13 protein-coding genes are annotated in these 17,941 nt (G+C 44.5%); 6 read left to right on the top strand and 7 right to left on the bottom strand.

Annotation, left to right across the window (positions count from 1 at the left end; translation table 11 throughout):
- Positions 1 to 506 precede the first annotated feature (506 nt).
- Positions 507 to 722 (bottom strand): hypothetical protein, encoded by a 216-nt coding sequence (locus FS373_RS20330; RefSeq protein ID WP_152830461.1) that lies wholly within the window; start codon positions 720 to 722, stop codon positions 507 to 509.
- A 253-nt stretch (positions 723 to 975) separates the two neighbouring features.
- On the opposite strand from FS373_RS20330, the gene cysD reads away from it, so the two are divergent.
- The 5 genes from cysD (at position 976) to FS373_RS20305 (ending at position 7,701) form a co-directional block, all read left to right on the top strand.
- The gene (cysD, locus tag FS373_RS20325; protein ID WP_144045897.1) at positions 976 to 1,881 is read left to right on the top strand and encodes a sulfate adenylyltransferase subunit CysD; all 906 of its coding nucleotides are present in this window, start codon (positions 976 to 978) and stop codon (positions 1,879 to 1,881) included.
- A 155-nt stretch (positions 1,882 to 2,036) separates the two neighbouring features.
- On the top strand, positions 2,037 to 3,458 hold the full coding sequence (gene cysN, locus FS373_RS20320; protein ID WP_152830460.1) for a sulfate adenylyltransferase subunit CysN: 1,422 nt from the start codon (positions 2,037 to 2,039) through the stop codon (positions 3,456 to 3,458).
- Positions 3,459 to 3,543: 85 nt separating this feature from the next.
- The gene (locus FS373_RS20315) at positions 3,544 to 5,274 is read left to right on the top strand and encodes an SLC13 family permease (RefSeq protein ID WP_152830459.1); all 1,731 of its coding nucleotides are present in this window, start codon (positions 3,544 to 3,546) and stop codon (positions 5,272 to 5,274) included.
- A 260-nt stretch (positions 5,275 to 5,534) separates the two neighbouring features.
- On the top strand, positions 5,535 to 6,200 hold the full coding sequence (gene cysC / locus FS373_RS20310; RefSeq protein ID WP_152830458.1) for an adenylyl-sulfate kinase: 666 nt from the start codon (positions 5,535 to 5,537) through the stop codon (positions 6,198 to 6,200).
- A 544-nt stretch (positions 6,201 to 6,744) separates the two neighbouring features.
- Positions 6,745 to 7,701, top strand: a complete 957-nt coding sequence (locus tag FS373_RS20305; RefSeq protein WP_152830457.1) for a DHH family phosphoesterase — start codon at positions 6,745 to 6,747, stop codon at positions 7,699 to 7,701.
- Positions 7,702 to 7,845: 144 nt separating this feature from the next.
- On the opposite strand, the gene FS373_RS20300 is transcribed toward FS373_RS20305, so the two are convergent.
- Positions 7,846 to 8,325 carry an REP-associated tyrosine transposase gene (locus FS373_RS20300; RefSeq protein ID WP_152830456.1) on the bottom strand — a complete coding sequence of 160 codons (480 nt, stop codon included), beginning with the start codon at positions 8,323 to 8,325 and terminating at the stop codon, positions 7,846 to 7,848.
- 245 nt (positions 8,326 to 8,570) lie between these two features.
- Here FS373_RS20300 and rfbA point away from each other — a divergent pair, with 245 nt between their 5' ends.
- Positions 8,571 to 9,461, top strand: coding sequence for a glucose-1-phosphate thymidylyltransferase RfbA (rfbA, locus tag FS373_RS20295; protein ID WP_152830455.1), 891 nt, complete (start codon positions 8,571 to 8,573; stop codon positions 9,459 to 9,461).
- A gap of 155 nt (positions 9,462 to 9,616) precedes the next feature.
- On the opposite strand, the gene FS373_RS20290 is transcribed toward rfbA, so the two are convergent.
- From FS373_RS20290 to FS373_RS20270, 5 genes are all read right to left on the bottom strand, one after another.
- Entirely contained in the window at positions 9,617 to 11,062 is a 1,446-nt protein-coding gene (locus FS373_RS20290; protein WP_152830454.1) for a CDP-glycerol glycerophosphotransferase family protein, read from the bottom strand.
- Between the two features lie 24 nt (positions 11,063 to 11,086).
- Complete coding sequence (locus FS373_RS20285; protein ID WP_152830453.1) at positions 11,087 to 12,484, bottom strand: nucleotidyltransferase family protein; 1,398 nt, start codon at positions 12,482 to 12,484, stop codon at positions 11,087 to 11,089.
- Between the two features lie 153 nt (positions 12,485 to 12,637).
- Positions 12,638 to 14,761, bottom strand: coding sequence for a WecB/TagA/CpsF family glycosyltransferase (locus FS373_RS20280; RefSeq protein ID WP_152830452.1), 2,124 nt, complete (start codon positions 14,759 to 14,761; stop codon positions 12,638 to 12,640).
- 201 nt (positions 14,762 to 14,962) lie between these two features.
- A complete protein-coding gene (locus tag FS373_RS20275; RefSeq protein ID WP_152830451.1) occupies positions 14,963 to 16,006 on the bottom strand; it encodes a glycosyltransferase family 2 protein in 1,044 nt (347 codons plus the stop codon).
- Positions 15,996 to 17,576, bottom strand: coding sequence for an oligosaccharide flippase family protein (locus tag FS373_RS20270; RefSeq protein WP_152830450.1), 1,581 nt, complete (start codon positions 17,574 to 17,576; stop codon positions 15,996 to 15,998). Before FS373_RS20270 ends, FS373_RS20275 begins: the two co-directional genes overlap by 11 nt.
- Positions 17,577 to 17,941 lie beyond the last annotated feature (365 nt).

The raw sequence follows: 17,941 nt of genomic DNA, 5'->3' as shown, positions 1-17,941 counted from the left end.
TTTAGGCCCGAGGCTTTGCTTATTTGAACCAATCGCGGCTAAAGCACGCTCCTACGAAGAGGTGTGGCGGATATCGCCATCGACCACAGAACGCTGCGCTTACAGAATGGCCTACGGCCACATGAACACTGATGCCCGCTTCTATTTATTTAGGGCGGGCTTTTTGTTATTTGGGGTTTGGGGCTTTAGATGTAGGAGGGTCTTTAGGCCCGAGGCTTTGCTTATTTGAACCAATCGCGGCTAAAGCACGCTCCTACGAAGAGGTGTGGCGGATATCGCCATCGACCACAGAACGCTGCGCTTACAGAATGGCCTACGGCCACATGAACACTGATGCCCGCTTCTATTTATTTAGGGCGGGCTTTTTGTTATTTGGGGTTTGGGGCTTTAGATGTAGGAGGGTCTTTAGGCCCGAGGCTTTGATTGTTTCAATCAATCGCGGCTAAAGCACGCTCCTACAATGTGTTCTTTCGCGGCTAAAGCCGCTCCTACAAATCATGTAGGACCTACAAATTAAACCGTCTCTGCTCCTTTAGCTTGTGTCGTCTTAGCTTTCTAGGCATAGCCGCCATCTTTGTTCTTAATACCATCTTCGCCTCAATAGCGAAGCGTCGTCTTAGCTTTCTAGGCATAGCCGCCATCTTTGTTCTTAATACCATCTTCGCCTCAATAGCGAAGCGTCGTCTTAGTTTTTCAGGCTCAGCCGCCGTCTTTGCTTTCATACCATCTTTGCCTCAACAGCGTAGCGTCGTTTTAGCTTTTCAGGCATAGCCGTCATCTTTGCTCCTCTTTCCATTCCTCAAAATTCGTTTCTGCACTTCATATTTCATTTTGATATAGATAAACCCTGTTTATAACTTTTAATCCTTACCCGTGCTGCTATTATCTCCTTAAGTTAAAAGTTTCTGGTTATCGACACACTAAATTGATAGTTGTTGTTAATTAGGTTTGATTAGGGTTTACGCGGAAGTCGATATGTCTACACATCTAACTCATCTTAAACAGCTTGAAGCTGAATCGATTCAAATTATGCGTGAAGTGGCCGCAGAGTTTGATAATCCTGTAATGCTCTATTCTGTGGGGAAGGACTCATCTGTATTACTGCATCTGGCGCGTAAGGCGTTTTACCCTGGCAAGATCCCGTTTCCATTGATGCATGTCGATACGAACTGGAAGTTCAAAGAGATGATCGAGTTCAGGGATAAGATGGCAAAGAAACATGGCTTCGAACTGATAGTCCATAAGAATCCTCGAGGTATCGAAATGGGGGTGGGTCCGTTCACCCATGGTAGTGCTAAGCATACTGACATAATGAAAACCGAAGGCCTTAAGCAGGCATTGGACATGCATGGATTCGATGCCGCCTTCGGTGGTGCTCGCCGCGATGAGGAAAAATCTCGTGCTAAAGAGCGTGTCTATTCTTTCCGTGATAGTAAGCACAGATGGGACCCTAAGAATCAACGCCCTGAGCTGTGGAATATCTATAACGGTAAAGTCGATAAGGGCGAAAGCATTCGTGTTTTCCCGTTATCGAACTGGACCGAGCTCGATATCTGGCAGTACATCTATCTAGAAGGTATCGAAATCCCCTCGCTGTACCTGGCGAAAACTCGCCCTGTTGTTGAACGTGATGGCACGCTAATCATGGTCGATGATGAGCGTATGCCGATAGAAGAAGGTGAAGTGGTTCAACAGAAGATGGTTAGATTCAGGACTCTAGGTTGCTACCCGCTTACCGGTGCAGTCGAGTCTGAAGCGACTACCTTGCCTGAGATAATTCAAGAGATGCTGCTGTGTACAACCTCTGAGCGCCAGGGTCGAGTGATAGATAATGACTCTTCAGGGTCTATGGAAAAGAAGAAGATGGAAGGCTATTTCTAAAATTGATAAGCGATTTTAGTAATAGGACCGGCTTGCGCCGGGAATAGATTTTTGTTGTTAAAAGCTTCGCGGCTAAAGCACGCTCCTACGGCGAATGTATAGAATTTAGATTAACTATGAGCAAGATTTTCGAAGCTCATAGATAAGGAACAGAGATGACCACAAGTTCGAATTTGATTGCTTCTGACATTGAAGAGTATCTTCAAGTCCACGAAAACAAAGATATGTTGCGAGTGCTAACTTGTGGCAGTGTCGATGATGGTAAGTCTACTTTAATCGGGCGCTTGTTGTTCGATAGCAAGATGATCTTCGAAGATCAGATGGCGGCGATTGTTAAAGACTCGAAACGCTTTAACACCACCGACGAATCATTCGACTTAGCACTGCTTGTCGATGGACTGCAGTCTGAGCGAGAGCAGGGCATTACCATAGATGTGGCTTATCGCTATTTCACTACCGAGCAACGTAAGTTTATCATTGCCGATACTCCGGGTCATGAGCAGTATACTCGTAACATGGCGACAGGTGCCTCAACCTGTGATTTAGCGATTATCTTGATCGATGCTCGCCATGGCGTCCAAGTTCAGACCAAACGTCACAGCTTTATTTGTTCTCAGTTAGGTATCAAGCACGTGATCATCGCCATCAATAAGATGGATGCGGTGGATTATGATCAGGCCGTTTATCAGAACATTAAGAAGGATTATCGTGAGTTTGCCAAAGCATTGTCATTCTCTGATGTCCGCTTCGTGCCAATATCGGCCTTGAAAGGCGATAACGTTGTAAACGAAAGTACGAATATGACTTGGTATCCGGGGTCTACCTTACTCAAGTTGCTTAATACTGTTTCGGTTGAACAAGATAGAAGTGAGTCGTTCCGCTTTCAGGTGCAATATGTTAATCGACCCAATTTAGATTTTCGTGGATTCTGTGGAACCATAGGTTCGGGTGAGATCCGCGTTGGCGATACTGTTGTGGCTTTGCCGTCTAATAAAGAGACGCGTATTAAGTCAATCGTCACATTCGATGGTGATCTTGAGAAAGCCTCTGCGGGGCAGGCTATCACCTTGACCCTCGAAGATGAGATTGATGTCGGCCGTGGTGACATGCTAGTGCGCCCACATGATAAACCACATTCACTCAGCAACTTCGAAGCTGACGTGGTTTGGATGACAGAAGAGCCTTTGTGTGTCGATCGTGAGTATGCTATTAAAGTCGGCAGCAAGTCCGTCTATGGTTATGCCGACGCCATCAATCACAAGATAGATGTTAATACGCTCGAGAAGCAAAAGGCACAGCAACTTGAACTCAATGAGATAGGTAACTGCCATTTTGCCGTCACTGAGCCAGTGCAATTTGATCCCTATGATGTTAACCGTGCTACGGGGGCATTTATTATTATCGATCGTCTGACTAATGTAACCGTTGGCGCAGGGATGATCCGTAATCCAATATCTTCCAAGATCGCTTCAGCCAATCAGTCGGCTAAGCACAGCTATTCGGAGTTTGAATTAGAGATGAATGCTTTGGTGCGTAAGCATTTCCCACATTGGGAAAGCAAGGATATCTCTTTGTAGGAGGGTCTTTAGGCCCGAATTTGTGGTTGTTTCAATCAATCGCGGCTAAAGCGCGCTCCTACAACAGAAATAATCATAGGAATCTATGTCTCTAGATGCATATTTAACCATTGGAATATTTGTCGCGACAATCGCGGGACTTATTCGTTTTCAGAGCCGCCCAGCTGTGGTGTTTGGTGTGGCTCTGTTAGCCTTGGTCGGACTTAATTTAGTCTCGAAAGAGCAACTGCTGTCGAGCATGTCTAACCCTGGTTTGGTGACTCTGGTGCTGTTGATCTTATGCTCCTTTGCCTTAGAGAAGACTCGCTTGCTTAGGGTGATTGCTTCTAAGGTGATAGTGAGCAGTTACAATTCAACCTGGCTGAGGCTCTTCGGAATTACAGCGTTAAGCTCGGCCATGCTCAATAACACGGCCGTGGTCGCGACCTTGTTATCGCCAATTCGAAATAATCCGCATCATTTTTCCAGCAAATTGTTATTGCCTCTTTCCTACGCCGCTATCTTAGGGGGAACGCTCACCTTAATTGGTACATCCACCAACTTGATCGTTAACAGCCTCTATATCGATGCTACTGGCAAGTCACTCAGTTTCTTTTCGTTTACTGCAGTAGGCATCATGTTGGTATTAGGCTGCGGCCTGGTATTAAGACTGGCCTCTCGCTGGTTGCCTGATATCGAGCATAAAGAAACCTGCTCCAAAGGCTACTTTATCGATGCTAAAGTTGTCGCTGGCTCCGAGCTTATTGGCCGTTCGGTCGAAGATAATGGCCTTCGACATCTTGAATCGCTGTTCTTAGTAGAAGTCGTTCGGGACGGACGCTTGATAAGCCCGGTAACACCGACAGAAGTCTTGCTGCTTAATGACAGGCTTATTTTCAGTGGCGATATCACTAAGATGATGCAGTTGAGTCAATTCTCCGGTTTAGAGATGTTTGCCGAGAAAAATGGCTTACTGGACTCAAATTTAACCGAAGTGGTGGTGAAGCAAGAAAGTGTACTCATAGCTAAGACATTGAAAGGCTCTGGCTTTAGGGCTTTGTTCGATGCCGCAGTTGTGGCGATTCGCCGTGACGGGGAGGAGATCTCGGGTAAGCTAGGCGAGGTCGTCATCAAGGCGGGAGACTTTTTGATATTAGCCGTAGGTGAAGACTTTAAGGCTCGAAGAAATATCAGTAAAAACTTCATTGTTATCAGTGGTGTTGAGCCTGAAGTTCGTATCAATGGTGCCAAGGCGTGGCTCTCAATCGGTGGCTTTGTATTGACCATTGCACTTGCTGCCACGGGTGTCATAGAGATGCTGCAAGGGATGTTGCTTCTGCTTGGCGTGCTTATTTTTAGTAAATGTCTCAACGTGAACGAAGTGGTGAGACGTTTCCCCGTCGATATTTGGTTAATTGTGTCGACGGCTATCTTGCTATCACATGCATTAGTTAATAATGGCGTCGCCGATTTAGTGGCTCAGTGGGTGAATAACGTAACGGATAAAGATCACCTCTATCTGGCTTTGATACTGGTTTATGTCGCAACCTGGTTGATGACTGAGCTTATTACCAATAATGCTGCCGCTGCATTAATGTTTCCTATCGCTTACAGTATCGCCTTAGGTTTTGGTGTGGATATATTACCTTTTGTTATGACCGTCGCTTTTGCGGCGAGTGGCAGTTTCATTAGCCCTTATGGTTACCAGACTAACTTGATGGTGTATAACGCCGGACATTATCGAATAATCGACTTTGTAAGAGTCGGACTGCCAGTGAGCCTGACTTATGGCGCCATAGTACTCATGGCTGTACCTGTGTTTTTCCCGTTTATGTAGGAGGGCCTTTAGGCCCGATATTTTGCTTGTATCAATCATGGCTAAAGCACGCTCCTACGGTGTGTGGGATTGAATCGGTATATATTGTTTCTATCTTTTGTAGGAGGGCCTTTAGATGTAAGAGGGTCTTTAGGCCCGAGGCTTTTGCTTGTTTCAATCCTTCGCGGCTAAAGCCGCTCCTACAGGGAGAATATTTAATCCACCGGGAGAGGCATCAGCTTAAAGGTGTATCACCGGAAATAATCAAAATTGGATATGTGATGACAGTAAAGATAGATAAAATAGAAGAAGCGTCTCCCTATAAGAATGTTGAGACGCAAGGCGAGTCATCCTCCGACGTCGTTTGGCATCAAGCTAGTGTGTCACATGAAGAGCGAATAGCGAGTAATGGCCATCGCCCAGCCGTGCTTTGGTTTACTGGCCTAAGTGGCTCAGGAAAGTCTACGGTGGCTAATGCAGTTGATAAGATGCTGCATGACATAGGTTGTAAAACCTACCTGTTAGATGGCGACAACGTTCGTCATGGTTTAAATGGTGACTTGGGTTTCTCGGATGAAGACAGAGTCGAGAACATTCGGCGTATTGGTGAAGTGTCCAAGTTGTTTGTCGATGCAGGTCAGCTGGTCTCAACAGCATTTATCTCACCTTTTCTTGCTGATAGAGAGCAGGTTCGAAGTCAGTTAAAGAGCGGGGAATTTATCGAGGTGTTTATCGACACGCCGATTGAAATATGTGAGCTAAGAGACCCAAAAGGTTTATACAAGAAAGCCCGTGCAGGTGAGATTAAGAACTTCACCGGCATAGATTCAGCCTATGAATTACCAGTGAGCCCAGAAGTACACGTTAAAACAGCTGAACAGTCGGTGGAAGCTTGTGCGAAGCAGGTGATAGATTACCTGAAATCACATGCTTATATCGATATGTAGGACCGCAAAAACCATCGCGGCTAAAGCGCGCTCCTACAATGTGTGTTTGATATCATCGGTAGGTGTTGGTGTATGTTCTTATCTTGTGTAGGAGGGTCTTTAGGCCCGAAAAGAATTAACAAGAAAATCATCGCGGCTAAAGCGCGTTCCTACAATGTGTGTTTGATATCATCGGTAGGTGTTGGTGTATGTTCTTATCTTGTGTAGGAGGGTCTTTAGGCCCGAAAAGAATTAACAAGAAAATCATCGCGGCTAAAGCGCGCTCCTACAATGTGTGTTTGATATCATCGGTAGGTGTTGGTGTATGTTCTTATCTTGTGTAGGAGGGGCTTTAGCCCCGAGAAGAATTAACAAGAAAGGCATCGCGGCTAAAGCGCGATCCTACGGGGATAGGGTTTAATCGACCAGTGTTGGTGTAATGGGTTGTATTGGTCTTATCTTGTGTAGGAGGGTCTTTAGGCTCGAATTTTCCATGCCGATAATAAAATATATCGCGGCTAAAGCATGCTCCTACGGTGTGTAGGGTCTCATTTAAAGGGTGCTTATGAATTATGATATCTTTAACGGTGATGCCGATGGCATTATCGCCTTGTTGCAGCTTAGATTGGCGAACCCGATTGAGAGTGAGTTGGTGACAGGCGTTAAACGTGACATCCAGTTACTGGAGAAAGTGACTGTGAGGTCTGGAGATAGCCTTACTGTACTTGATATCTCAATGGAGAAGAATCGAGATGCTCTGCTCGGTGCTCTTAAAATCGGTGCGACTGTGTATTACGCCGATCACCATAGATGCGGTGACATTCCTCAGCATCAGCATTTACAAGCTCACATCGATTTAGATGCTGATACCTGTACGGCACTAATCATAGATAAGTTGTTAGAGGGACAATTTTATCTTTGGGCGATCACGGCCGCTTTCGGGGATAACCTTATCGCTAAGGCCAATAAATTAGCAGAAGAAGCGGGTTTATCTAAGGAGCAAGCAGCGCTGCTCAATGAGCTCGGCACCCTGATTAATTACAATGGTTACGGCAGTAAAACTGAAGACCTTCATTTTCATCCCGCAGATCTGTATCTAGCCTTGCTTAAGTATCCCAATCCTTTCGATGTGATAGCCGATGCTGATTCACCTTTCTACCAGCTTCAAAGCGTATATAGACAAGACATGGATAAGGTATTGGCCGTCGAGTCTTGCCATCGAAGTGCAAACTTATCAGTCTTTGAGTTACCCGATAGTGCCTGGGCGAGACGCATCAGCGGGGTGTACGGTAACTACCTGGCTAATCTAAATCCTGACTCTGCCCATGGGGTGTTAACCGATAATAATGATGGCACTTTTACCGTGTCTTTAAGGGCACCATTAAGCAATAAGCAGGGAGCTGGCGATATCTGTAGCCAATTTGATACCGGTGGCGGTCGGGCCGCAGCCGCAGGGATCAATGCATTAGCTAAAACAGAACTGGATAGATTTATTAAAACAGTAGAAGAGTTTTATACATAAGTTGCATTTTGTGTGTGGGGTTTAATCGACCTATGTAGGGCATTGTTTGATTATGTAGGAGGGTCTTTAGGCCCGAATCTTTTGTTTACATCAATCCTTCGCGGCTGAAGCACGCTCCTACGGTAAATCTTTTGTTTACATCAATCAATCGAGGCTAAAGCTGCTCCCTACGGGTAAATATATGCAATCCCAATGAGAGTAATTACCAATGTTGTCTACTAAATTCGCTCTCAATGGGTTAGCCACTATGTACCTCATCACTTCTTTTATCTCTTCATCTTGCCTTAAGCAATGATCGTAAAATCCGGCTTGCCACACTTTAATATTCCGTTTTAGATGAGTATTTATCTGTTTTGCACTTCGACCTTTGATTTTCCCTACGGCATAACTTAAATCAGTGACATCATTGAGTGTGAATAGCCAATGCAGGTGATCTGGCATCAAGGTATAGCCTATAGTCGATGTTATCTTTTGGTCATCAGACAATCTCAAATTATTAATGACTATTCGAGCGCTGCCAAAATCACTAAACAATGGCTCTCTATCGTGAGTATTTGTTGTAACGAAATAGATATTGTTCTCTTGGCTATATCTTCCAAGCCGCAAGTCACTGCCATGTTCCATAATTAGCTTTGTTCTGATTGAAATCAATTTATTAATTTTAGAAGAAAATCGCGGCTAAAGCGCGCTCCTACGGTTTAATTGAATTGAATTGAATTGAATCGGAGCGTACAGGTTTTATCTTTTTTGTAGGAGGGTCTTTAGGCCCGAATCTTTTGTTTGCATCAATCCTTCGCGGCTAAAGCCGCTCCTACAGTGTGATAAGATATCACCTATTTTTCTGTTAATTTTTGAGTTGTAAGCCAAATATGAGAAAAGGCATTATTTTAGCTGGTGGTACTGGGTCCAGGTTGTTTCCTATGACTCAGGTTGTGAGTAAGCAGTTACTGCCAGTTTATGATAAACCTATGATCTATTATCCTATTTCGACTCTGATGCAGGCTGGGATAAGAGAGATTCTACTTATTTGCAGACCGGTTGATCTGCCTCTGTTTCGTGCCCTGTTGCAGGACGGTACTCAATGGGGCATTTCGCTGCAATACGCCGAGCAATCAGAGCCCAATGGGCTTGCTGAGGCCCTTATCATAGCGGAAGACTTTCTCGATGGAGGACCTAGCGCCTTAATCTTAGGCGATAATCTCTTTCATGGTGATTCGCTAACTCCGTTATTGGCTCAGACCTGTGCTATTGAACCCAGCGCTGCATTATCTGGTGCTACTGTGTTTGCATATCACGTGTCTAATCCTCAAGATTATGGCGTGATTAGCTTCGATAAAAGTGGGCGTGCACTCTCGATTGAGGAGAAACCAGTTAAGCCACAATCTAAGTATGCTATGCTTGGGCTGTATTTCTTCGATAATAGAGCCTCTGATTTTGCTAAACAAATTACTCCTTCCGGGCGAGGTGAGCTCGAGATTGTTGATCTGGTTAACATGTACTTAAGTTCCAACGCTTTAAACGTGAATATACTGGGCAGAGGCACTGCCTGGCTTGATACAGGCACTCCTGATGCTTTAGCTGAGGCGACTCAATTTATTTCTGCCATAGAAAAGCGACAAGGCCTCAAGATAAACTGTCCTGAAGAGGTCGCTTACCGTCTAGGCTTGATTGATGATGCACAGTTGAGAGAGCTGGCTAAGCCCTTGCTCAATAGCGGTTATGGTGAGTACCTCTTAGGTTTGCTTCAAACCTCTCATTAATAAGATAACCTTCGCGGCTGAAGCACGCTCCTACGGGGGATTGGGTTTAATCGACCCATGTAGGTGTATTGAGTTACATTGGTCTTATCTTGTGTCGGAGGGGCTTTACCCCGAGAAGAATTAGCAAGGCAAGGCTTCGCGGCTAAAGCAGGCTCCTACGGGGGTGTGGTATTGGCTCTGCATTCCTGTTGTGGCACCTTGGTTTTATTCGATATCTTTCCTATCTGCTTCTCGATCGTATCGAAGGCATCACACAATTGTTCTGGCCAGAACAATTGTGTCAGCTGTTTGTATTCTTGGCTCTCTTCGGCTGAAATATAGAAGCTGTTATCGGATCTAAGCTTCGTTAGCAAATCTTCAAAGTTATCTAAGGTTTTTGAGTGTCCTATTCCAAACAGGGGCAAGTTGTCTACATAGTCATAGTTGTCACTTTTAGTATGACTGTTTTCAGTCTCTGTTTTTGTCTCAGTCTGTGTAAGTAAAGCGCTTGTTGAAGGCTTCGTTAAAGTTGAAGCTGCTGTTTTTGACGTTTCGTCTTTTCTTACATCAGAGCTGGTATAAAAAATTGTGGGTGTTTGATAGAGCAGAAAATCGATACACAGAGATGATTCATCTGTGATCAAGAGGTCTATTTCATGAAAAATATTATAGATATCCTGCCAATGAGAAATATCTATGATGTTGGCATAGTTCTTAAGCTGTTTAGCCAGATGGGCTTGGCTAGGATTAAATCGGATCAGAAACAGCTGATTATTTTCCTGTAACTGAGTCGAGAGCGATTGCCAGTTGATTCCCCCTATGTATCGCTTGTTTGGCTTTATGTTCTTCTCTGAGCTTTGTTCTGCACTTTTTTCTGTTTTTTGATCATTCCCTCTCTCAGCCTGTCTTCCAATGTCTCTCTTAGTACTTATCTTTGCATCCCGGGGGGAGTCTATCCAAGTAGGGCGGTAGAGGATCACTTGATTATATTGTTGGTTAAATAATTGAGTAATAGACTGCTTTTTCTCCGGGTAACGTCGGTAGTAGTCGGTCCTTGGGTTTCCGCTGCGATGGATTTGTGATGTGGGTAGCCTAAACGCCGATGAGAAGAGCACATCCATCACTGGGCTAGGGCTGAACATGATATCGGGTTTGATATAGGCCTGATGGTACTTTAAGGAGTTGAATAATTTATTTTTCAAGTCAGTTGCCTGGTAAGTTGTTGCTAGTGGACCCGAGATGATGTCGAATTCAATTTTCTTGAGTGGCGATCCATGCCAGAGATTGACCTTAGTTGCACCTTTGGCCAAGTATTGGCTTATGTCCCCTATGTAGCTGGTGTAAAAATAGTACTTAGCGGTCAAACAGTGGAATATTCCTCTTATGCTTCTGCGGTGATAGGCTTCAAAGCCATCACCTCTGAGTTGGCTAACTAGCTCCTTGTCACCACTTATCCAAATTGACCGGATAAAGTCAGTATTTTGCCAGTGAAGGTACAGGTATTTGGCATTATCGGAAAATCTGTCTTGGTTACTTCCTATTACGGCCTTAGTGGCTCTTGGACATAGGCCCGAAGTGTAATAGATGGCTTTTCTTAATAATAAAAAAATAATGGATTTCATCAGACTTCTCCTATCATTGCCGATCTACTCGAAAGCACGCCAGAGCAAGTGTAGGTATTTTGTGGCTCTAAGATCTGCATCGAATTCGAGCTCTAATAATTGTCGCTCCTCTTCGGGAGCGGTATGGTCTAGCAGTAACTGTACAGGCCCCAATACGCCTAGGCGTCGCTGCTCTTTTCCTGTGGCGTATCTTGCTTCCGGCGAGTCACCAAAAAGATCTAGTCTTCCGGTTAACACGTGATACAACTGGGGTAGTCTGGCGGTGATCGCTGAGGGAATGTTCCACCTCCAGGCCGGAAACGTCTGACCGAGATTATCGATAAAAGTGTCAGAGATCGTTGAATCTTCAGCTTGTTTCATTAAGGCATTTCTGATGGATGAATATAAGGTCAGTAATGGCCACAGGGGCAGACTCGTTACCAGCAAAATGAGTAGCAGGCCTTTGGTTATGGAGCCGGTTTTATTCTTACCTGGTTTAGCTTGGCTCTCGTTTGCACCGATCAATGCTTGATCATTTATCTGGATTACCCCCGAGTTTTGAAGGTTGATCAGTAAGTTTTTGCATAGGATGCTATTTTTTACTTCTAATTTTTCACCCACATAGGTATTAGGCAGTATGATGCAGTTTTCTAAAGTAGACTCTTTATCGATCAGGCAGTTGCTGCCGATCACTATACATTCCTTCAGCTGAACCTTGTCTTCTATTCTACTATTTTCACCTATGATCCCCCAGCCATCTTGCTCATTTAACGGACCTGTACGGGCCTTCGCACCAACATAAAAATCTTGCTGTGGGTTGGCCGATATGTAACTTCGTTCCGATGGAGAGAGTGATGGAAGCTCGTTAGTCGCTAGACTCAAGTTGGCGTCCATATAAGAGCGAAAGCTATCCAACATAAAGCAGCGTCCATGTAGGACGAGTGTCACTACGCTAGTGCTGTCAAAGTGTGGCGAAAATGGCCAGTCTATATCGGCGATATAGGGGAGCGCGGCGGGAAGTAGCATCATGCCTGCATTTTGGTTTTCCATCTTCGCTTGGACAAAGTCATCGGAGAAATCCATAGAAAAATCGATAAATTGGGCTATAGAGGGCGAACGAAATATGTCACCCCGTACGAGTAGCAGGCTTTCCTCGGATGAAAGTGCTAAACGTTTTAAAATCAGACCTGTCTCTTCCTCTGGTTTACTCAAGAAGTAATCTATTTCCAGGCCCCACCTCTCACCTTGACCCAGATACTGTTCAATCTCTTTGGCTTGAGAGGAGACAATTAACTTTATTTTGGTGATACCAGATTTGACTATATCCTCTAAGGTATATTCGATCACAGCCTTATTCCCAATGGGGAGCAGGGCCGGGCTGTAATGGCTATTTAGAGGGGCTAATTCATCGCCAGATCTATTTGCGAAAATAATGGCTTGCATGTGCTGCGCTCCCAGATAAAAGTTTGTGTTATCGGTTGACTGCCATAGTCGTGTTTTATTTATGCTTTAATTGATGACCTTTATTTACTCGCTTGCTCATTCATTCTTACCAGAGTGCTCTCAACTTCATTGTTTTAGTCACCCTTTGACACACTAGTAGGCGCCGCGAGCCCAAATGACTGCGGGTATGGTCTTAATGAGTAGCCAGATATCGGTGACAAAAGACTGTTGATAGATATAGTCAATATCGAGCTCAACCTGTTGCTCGAAGGGGATATCGGAGCGGCCACTGACTTGCCAGATACAGGTGATACCGGGCTTTACACTTAATCGTCTTCTGTCGTGGAGGCTATATTGTTTAACTTCAGACTCGAGGGCCGGCCTTGGGCCCACCAGGGACATGTCTCCGTGGATGACATTCCACAGCTGGGGGAGCTCATCGATAGACATCTTTCTGATCAACTTGCCAATTAAGGTGATTCTGGGATCTTTTTTCATTTTAAACAGGACGCCTCCAGGTACTTCGTTGGCCGATTGCAGTCTGTTGAGACGGTACTCGGCATCTTGATACATGGAGCGAAATTTCCACATAGTAAAGAGGGCATTATGTTTTCCTGCTCTTCGCTGACTAAAAAATACCGGGCCTTTAGATTCAAGGCGTATAAGTGCCGAGACGGTAAGCAACAGAGGCAGTAACAAGATAAGAAGTGTTATTGCGCCGACTAAGTCGACCCCTCGCTTTAAGCCTGAGTTAAGTCTTGCTAACACAAGTTGTCGCTGACAACGGTTTATTGCCTGACGGTTTTGGACTTGGTTATTCGTAAGGTTGAGGAGTTTACTGCTTAAAGGTGTTTCTACGGGTTTAAACCTGGCATCAGACTTTTTATGTGAAGCTCTCAAAACTTCACAGGTTGAGTCTGGCTTACTCGCTTGCCTCTTGATTGAAACTGATTTACTCTGCTTGGGGCTGAATATTTCGAGTAGAACACGATACAAGAAGAGTGGATTGCCTAAGAGGTAGCGTCTCCACATTCTTACGGGTTCCTCGGCGAGTCGGCATATCCACTCCATACCAAGTTGCCTAACCCACAAGGGGGCTCGTTTGATGTTTCCTGAGTAAAAGTCGAATAATCCGCCGACGCCTATTCCTACGGCAATGTTGAGTTTAGCTTGATGGGCCTCAAGCCAGACTTCCTGTTTAGGCACTCCCATGGCTACCAGTAATACATTGGCACCAGAGTCGTTGATTTTATCTATCACAGCCTGATTAAGCTTAGGCGTGTTTAAAAAACCATGGTGTGTTCCTGCTATCTGTAAATTGGGAAGTGTTCTCTGCATATTGACAGCGGTTTTAGCGGCTACGCCGGGTTCACCACCGAGAAGAAAAACCGATAGCCCCTTGCTTGATAGCTGCTCACATAATCTGGGAAACATATCTGTGCCATTGAGGTTATCTTTTGGTGAGTAGCCCTTCCATTGGCTCGCCAAACGTATTCCTGAGCCATCGGCAAACACCCTATGGCAACTCGTGCGTAAACATCTAAGATAATTAGGGTCTCTAGCGCTTATGTTGAGACAATCGGCATTGACGAACGCATATTGAACCATGCCAATGGGCGTATCCATCGAGAGAGGATTGAGTTTGGCTAGTTGGTGATTTAATGCATGTTGAGTAATATTTTCCAGCAACTCGTCCATGGTGAGATTATCTAGCTTAAGCCCGAACAGGGGGATGTGAGCTACGGCGCTGCTAGTTTTATTTGGGGTAAAAACTTGAGTCAGTGAGATCCTTAATGCAGCGAACAAGTAGATCATAGGGTTTTTATGTGCCTTGCATACCTCTGCATCTTGGCTTTCAAAATTGAGGCCGACCCTTTGGTGCATCTGCTTAAACGTCAGTATCCCAGGTTTTATATATGATTCTCTTGTTTGAATGTGCTGATCGTCTTTATCGGACGTCATAGCCGAATGTGATTTGAAGTTAAACTCTATCTCGCTACCGACGAGTGAGAGATCTCCTCCTAACAAGTTGATTAAGTAAGGCCAGCGGCAGCAGATCCCTTCCCCTGTAAATTGATATAAATCTATTTGCTTTCCTCTGGTACCATAAATGTTAATTCGCTCAATGGCTGCGCCATATCGGCACCTGCGATAGAGATATTTAAGAACTAGCGCAGGGGCTGCCGCCAGAATGAGTAATACAGCCATCGAGATATCGACCGCCCTAATGGCGTATCCATTGGTACTTTCAGCGTCTATTTGTGTCTCTGATAGCATTGTTTCTGCCTTATTGTTTATTGATAAAGCTATGGTGATTTATTTAGATAATGCATAGGTCAGGCCATATTTTAAAATCATTTGTTTACAGTTGATTACAGGTTTTTATCCGGCATCACTTCTGGGGGAGAGATGAAACGTTGCAGTTTGCATGGGAGAGCTTGCAAAGCGCAACGCGCTTTGTTGATTCGCTAAGCAGGTTTATGATATTAAAGATGATTTAACCCCATCTTTACTTATTCGTACTTTTTGAACATGGCCCATAAAATATTGGCCAATATTTTCAAATATTTTATAGAGAGCCGAAGGCAGCAGCCAAAGCAGGTAGGCCGCTGTTAATGTGACACAGGTTCTACTGGTTTCATTCAGTAATATTGATGGAGAGATCCTCAAGGCACTATTTATCAGCTTTATTGCATTTTTACCCTGACCATTGCGTATCGCTTGTCTCGCGAGATACCTGTGTTGGTAAGCCCTTGCATCCTGTTCATGTCGTTTTAACAGTTTTGGCGCGAATTGCTTCGCTTTATCTATCATCATCTCCCACGAGGCGAGCTGCTTCATGATGTTTGATGATACGCCTCGCTGGCTGAGTCGATAAAAAGTAAGGGGGGCGGGGATCCCCTCCATCTTCCACTCTGTGGTTGCCATTATTCTGAGCCAACATTCAATGTCTTCAGATTGACGAAAACGCTCATCGAAGTAACAAGTATAATTTTCGCTATGGTTTAGCGCTTGAAAACGGATGTCGTTGAGTGCTTCACGACGAATAACGGCTGCTGAGCCATTTCCTACCGGGTTACGACACAATAGATGAGCCGCTGTGATCCCTGTCAGCTGTGGCATCTGATAGAAATGAATTAACCTGCCTTTATGACTCATAAAGCTTGAGCGAGAAAAACTGATCCCAACCTTAGGTGATTGACTCAGGTGCTTGACATGCATCTTGAGTTTATCCGAATGCCACATATCATCGGCATTGAGAAAGGCGATATATTTGCCTATGGCGTGACGAATCCCCGTGTTTCTTGCCGCGGATAGGCCTTTATTCTCAGTATGATTTACGATGCGAATTCTATGGTCATGTATTGAATGGCAAATATCTACACTCTTATCTGTCGAACCGTCATTAACCAGAATAAGCTCAAAGTTAGTAAATGACTGTATTAATACGGAGTTAATGGCACTCTTGACGAAGTGCTGTACATTATAGATAGGCATAATTACTGAGACTCTAGGCGTCATTAGGAAGCTCCTGTTCAAATTCTTTTGCCATTTTTTTATTTTCTTTATTATTTGAACTGCTGTTGTTTTCCTTACATACACTTGATTTTAAGATGAAAGACTGAGCGTAGTAACTGACGAACACCGTAGTGAACAGTTGAGTGAGGAAGACACCTAAGGCCACTTCCTTTAATCCCCACTGGCTGAAAAACCCAATAGTGAGGACTAACAGCAAGGTGAAACCCATATTTAATTTAAGGTTGATTCCTTGCATATTGATATTGGTCAATAGCTGGCTGGCGGCTTCACCATAAGGCCTGATAAGACCGCATAAGCTAAATAGAATAAATACGGGAAATGCTCCGGCATCAAGCCAATGTTCGCCATAGACAAACGGCAGGTATAGAGGGGCAAATACAAGCTGCAGCACTATTATTGGAACGGCGATTTTGAGGCGCTGTGAAAGGGAGTGCCAATAACGGTTTCTAATTTCACTTTGGCTGCTACTGTATTTATCGCTAGGTGGATTCGTGTGGGGATCAGGTTTAACCTTACTCGACGAGCCCTGTCCCATAGCAGCACAGATCCCTAAACTGGCGGTGACGGCAAAAAAGTAAACCCCAAGTGCTTCCAGTCCGAGAAAATACCCCACAAGCAAGTAATCTATGTTGTTCCTTAAGGCGATACTCAGATCATATAAGCCAATATGCGCCCCCATATGTAGCATGTCATTTGTGGATGGCGCACGTTCGGTGAATTTATGCGTAATTTTCTTTATCTCTTCAGCATCCCTCAGGTTGGCGATGAGTTTGATACTTATTGCCAAGTTTTGAAGATCGGCTAGACTTGTATCGTCCTTCATCTTGGCGAGGCTAGCCACCTGATGTGACACGCTTGTGGTCTCTATTCCTGAGCGTGAATTGATAGCGTGATTTTGATAATAAAAGTGCTCGGCAGGAGGACACTGGGAGTCTGAGCCATAAACTAAGGAGGTATGATTCCTGTGGATCCCGACCCATATAAGGATCACTAATACCTTAGGTATGATAATGGCCCAGATCCCCAAACCGAGCAAAGCTAAACTGGCAGTGAGTACCCCATCTGCTATGGTCTGCCACATAATGGCTTGACCGACGACAGGTATCTCGTTTGTCTTTAGGTTAGATGTCGCATGAAGCATGCCCAATGGAAGCAATAAATAGCTTGTTGCCATGAGTATCATAGGCGGGATTAATGTTGAATCCTGATGGAGAAATGCGAGAGGCCAGCTGAGTAAGCTCATGGCAACAAATGCGATAATTGCGACGAACCAATTTATCTTATTCGCAATAGGCAGGGCTGAATGGAAGGTCTTATCATCCATTTTTAGCAAGGGTACTGAGGTGATGCGTCTGGTTGGGGCACTGATGAGTTCGAAGCTGGCAAGTATGATGGCGACTTCACCGAAAACTTCAGGTGTCAGCAGACGGGCCAAGATGATGCTAGATGCAAATCTAATGCTCCGACCCAGTACTTGTGCCGAGCCAAGAGAGAACAGGCCCTTGGTGAGCCCTTTCCTAGTTTCCCGTTGGGAATTATCAAGTACTGGCATCAGCTTTCCTTAATCCTCAATATAGACATAAACGAAATATAAATCGGGTTTTCTATAAAGAGTTATACATAATTAGTGCCAGCTGCTGCGTTTTTGGCTAAGTGATTTAAATTTATTTTTTATTCTAATACTTTAGTGAGTGCTTGTTGGTTTTTATACTATTTTCTAGCTGATAATATTTCGCTGTTTGCAAATATTATCTATTTTCAAGCTGACTTGAACTGGTTATCTTTGCAAAATGCGAATGAACTGAGTTTTTGTTCGACAAGATGTGTTCCAGCATTGACCTAATTACTTCTCTCATGAAGGACGCGCCCTCCATAATAGAGACAGGTTCTAGTGTTCATCGAATCGTTGGAGCTTAG

The organism is Shewanella sp. YLB-07, from assembly GCF_009377275.1.
Note: the sequence above shows the minus strand (reverse complement) of the source record. Positions and strands in the feature narration are given on the sequence as shown.

Excerpts from the sequence above, each read along its gene's own strand:
- FS373_RS20330 (WP_152830461.1), bottom strand. The coding sequence starts at position 722 with ATGAAAGCAAAGACGGCGGCTGAGCCTGAAAAACTAAGACGACGCTTC.
- cysD (WP_144045897.1), top strand. The coding sequence starts at position 976 with ATGTCTACACATCTAACTCATCTTAAACAGCTTGAAGCTGAATCGATT.
- cysN (WP_152830460.1), top strand. The coding sequence starts at position 2,037 with ATGACCACAAGTTCGAATTTGATTGCTTCTGACATTGAAGAGTATCTT.
- FS373_RS20315 (WP_152830459.1), top strand. The coding sequence starts at position 3,544 with ATGTCTCTAGATGCATATTTAACCATTGGAATATTTGTCGCGACAATC.
- cysC (WP_152830458.1), top strand. The coding sequence starts at position 5,535 with ATGACAGTAAAGATAGATAAAATAGAAGAAGCGTCTCCCTATAAGAAT.
- FS373_RS20305 (WP_152830457.1), top strand. The coding sequence starts at position 6,745 with ATGAATTATGATATCTTTAACGGTGATGCCGATGGCATTATCGCCTTG.
- FS373_RS20300 (WP_152830456.1), bottom strand. The coding sequence starts at position 8,325 with ATGGAACATGGCAGTGACTTGCGGCTTGGAAGATATAGCCAAGAGAAC.
- rfbA (WP_152830455.1), top strand. The coding sequence starts at position 8,571 with ATGAGAAAAGGCATTATTTTAGCTGGTGGTACTGGGTCCAGGTTGTTT.
- FS373_RS20290 (WP_152830454.1), bottom strand. The coding sequence starts at position 11,062 with ATGAAATCCATTATTTTTTTATTATTAAGAAAAGCCATCTATTACACT.
- FS373_RS20285 (WP_152830453.1), bottom strand. The coding sequence starts at position 12,484 with ATGCAAGCCATTATTTTCGCAAATAGATCTGGCGATGAATTAGCCCCT.
- FS373_RS20280 (WP_152830452.1), bottom strand. The coding sequence starts at position 14,761 with ATGCTATCAGAGACACAAATAGACGCTGAAAGTACCAATGGATACGCC.
- FS373_RS20275 (WP_152830451.1), bottom strand. The coding sequence starts at position 16,006 with ATGACGCCTAGAGTCTCAGTAATTATGCCTATCTATAATGTACAGCAC.
- FS373_RS20270 (WP_152830450.1), bottom strand. The coding sequence starts at position 17,576 with ATGCCAGTACTTGATAATTCCCAACGGGAAACTAGGAAAGGGCTCACC.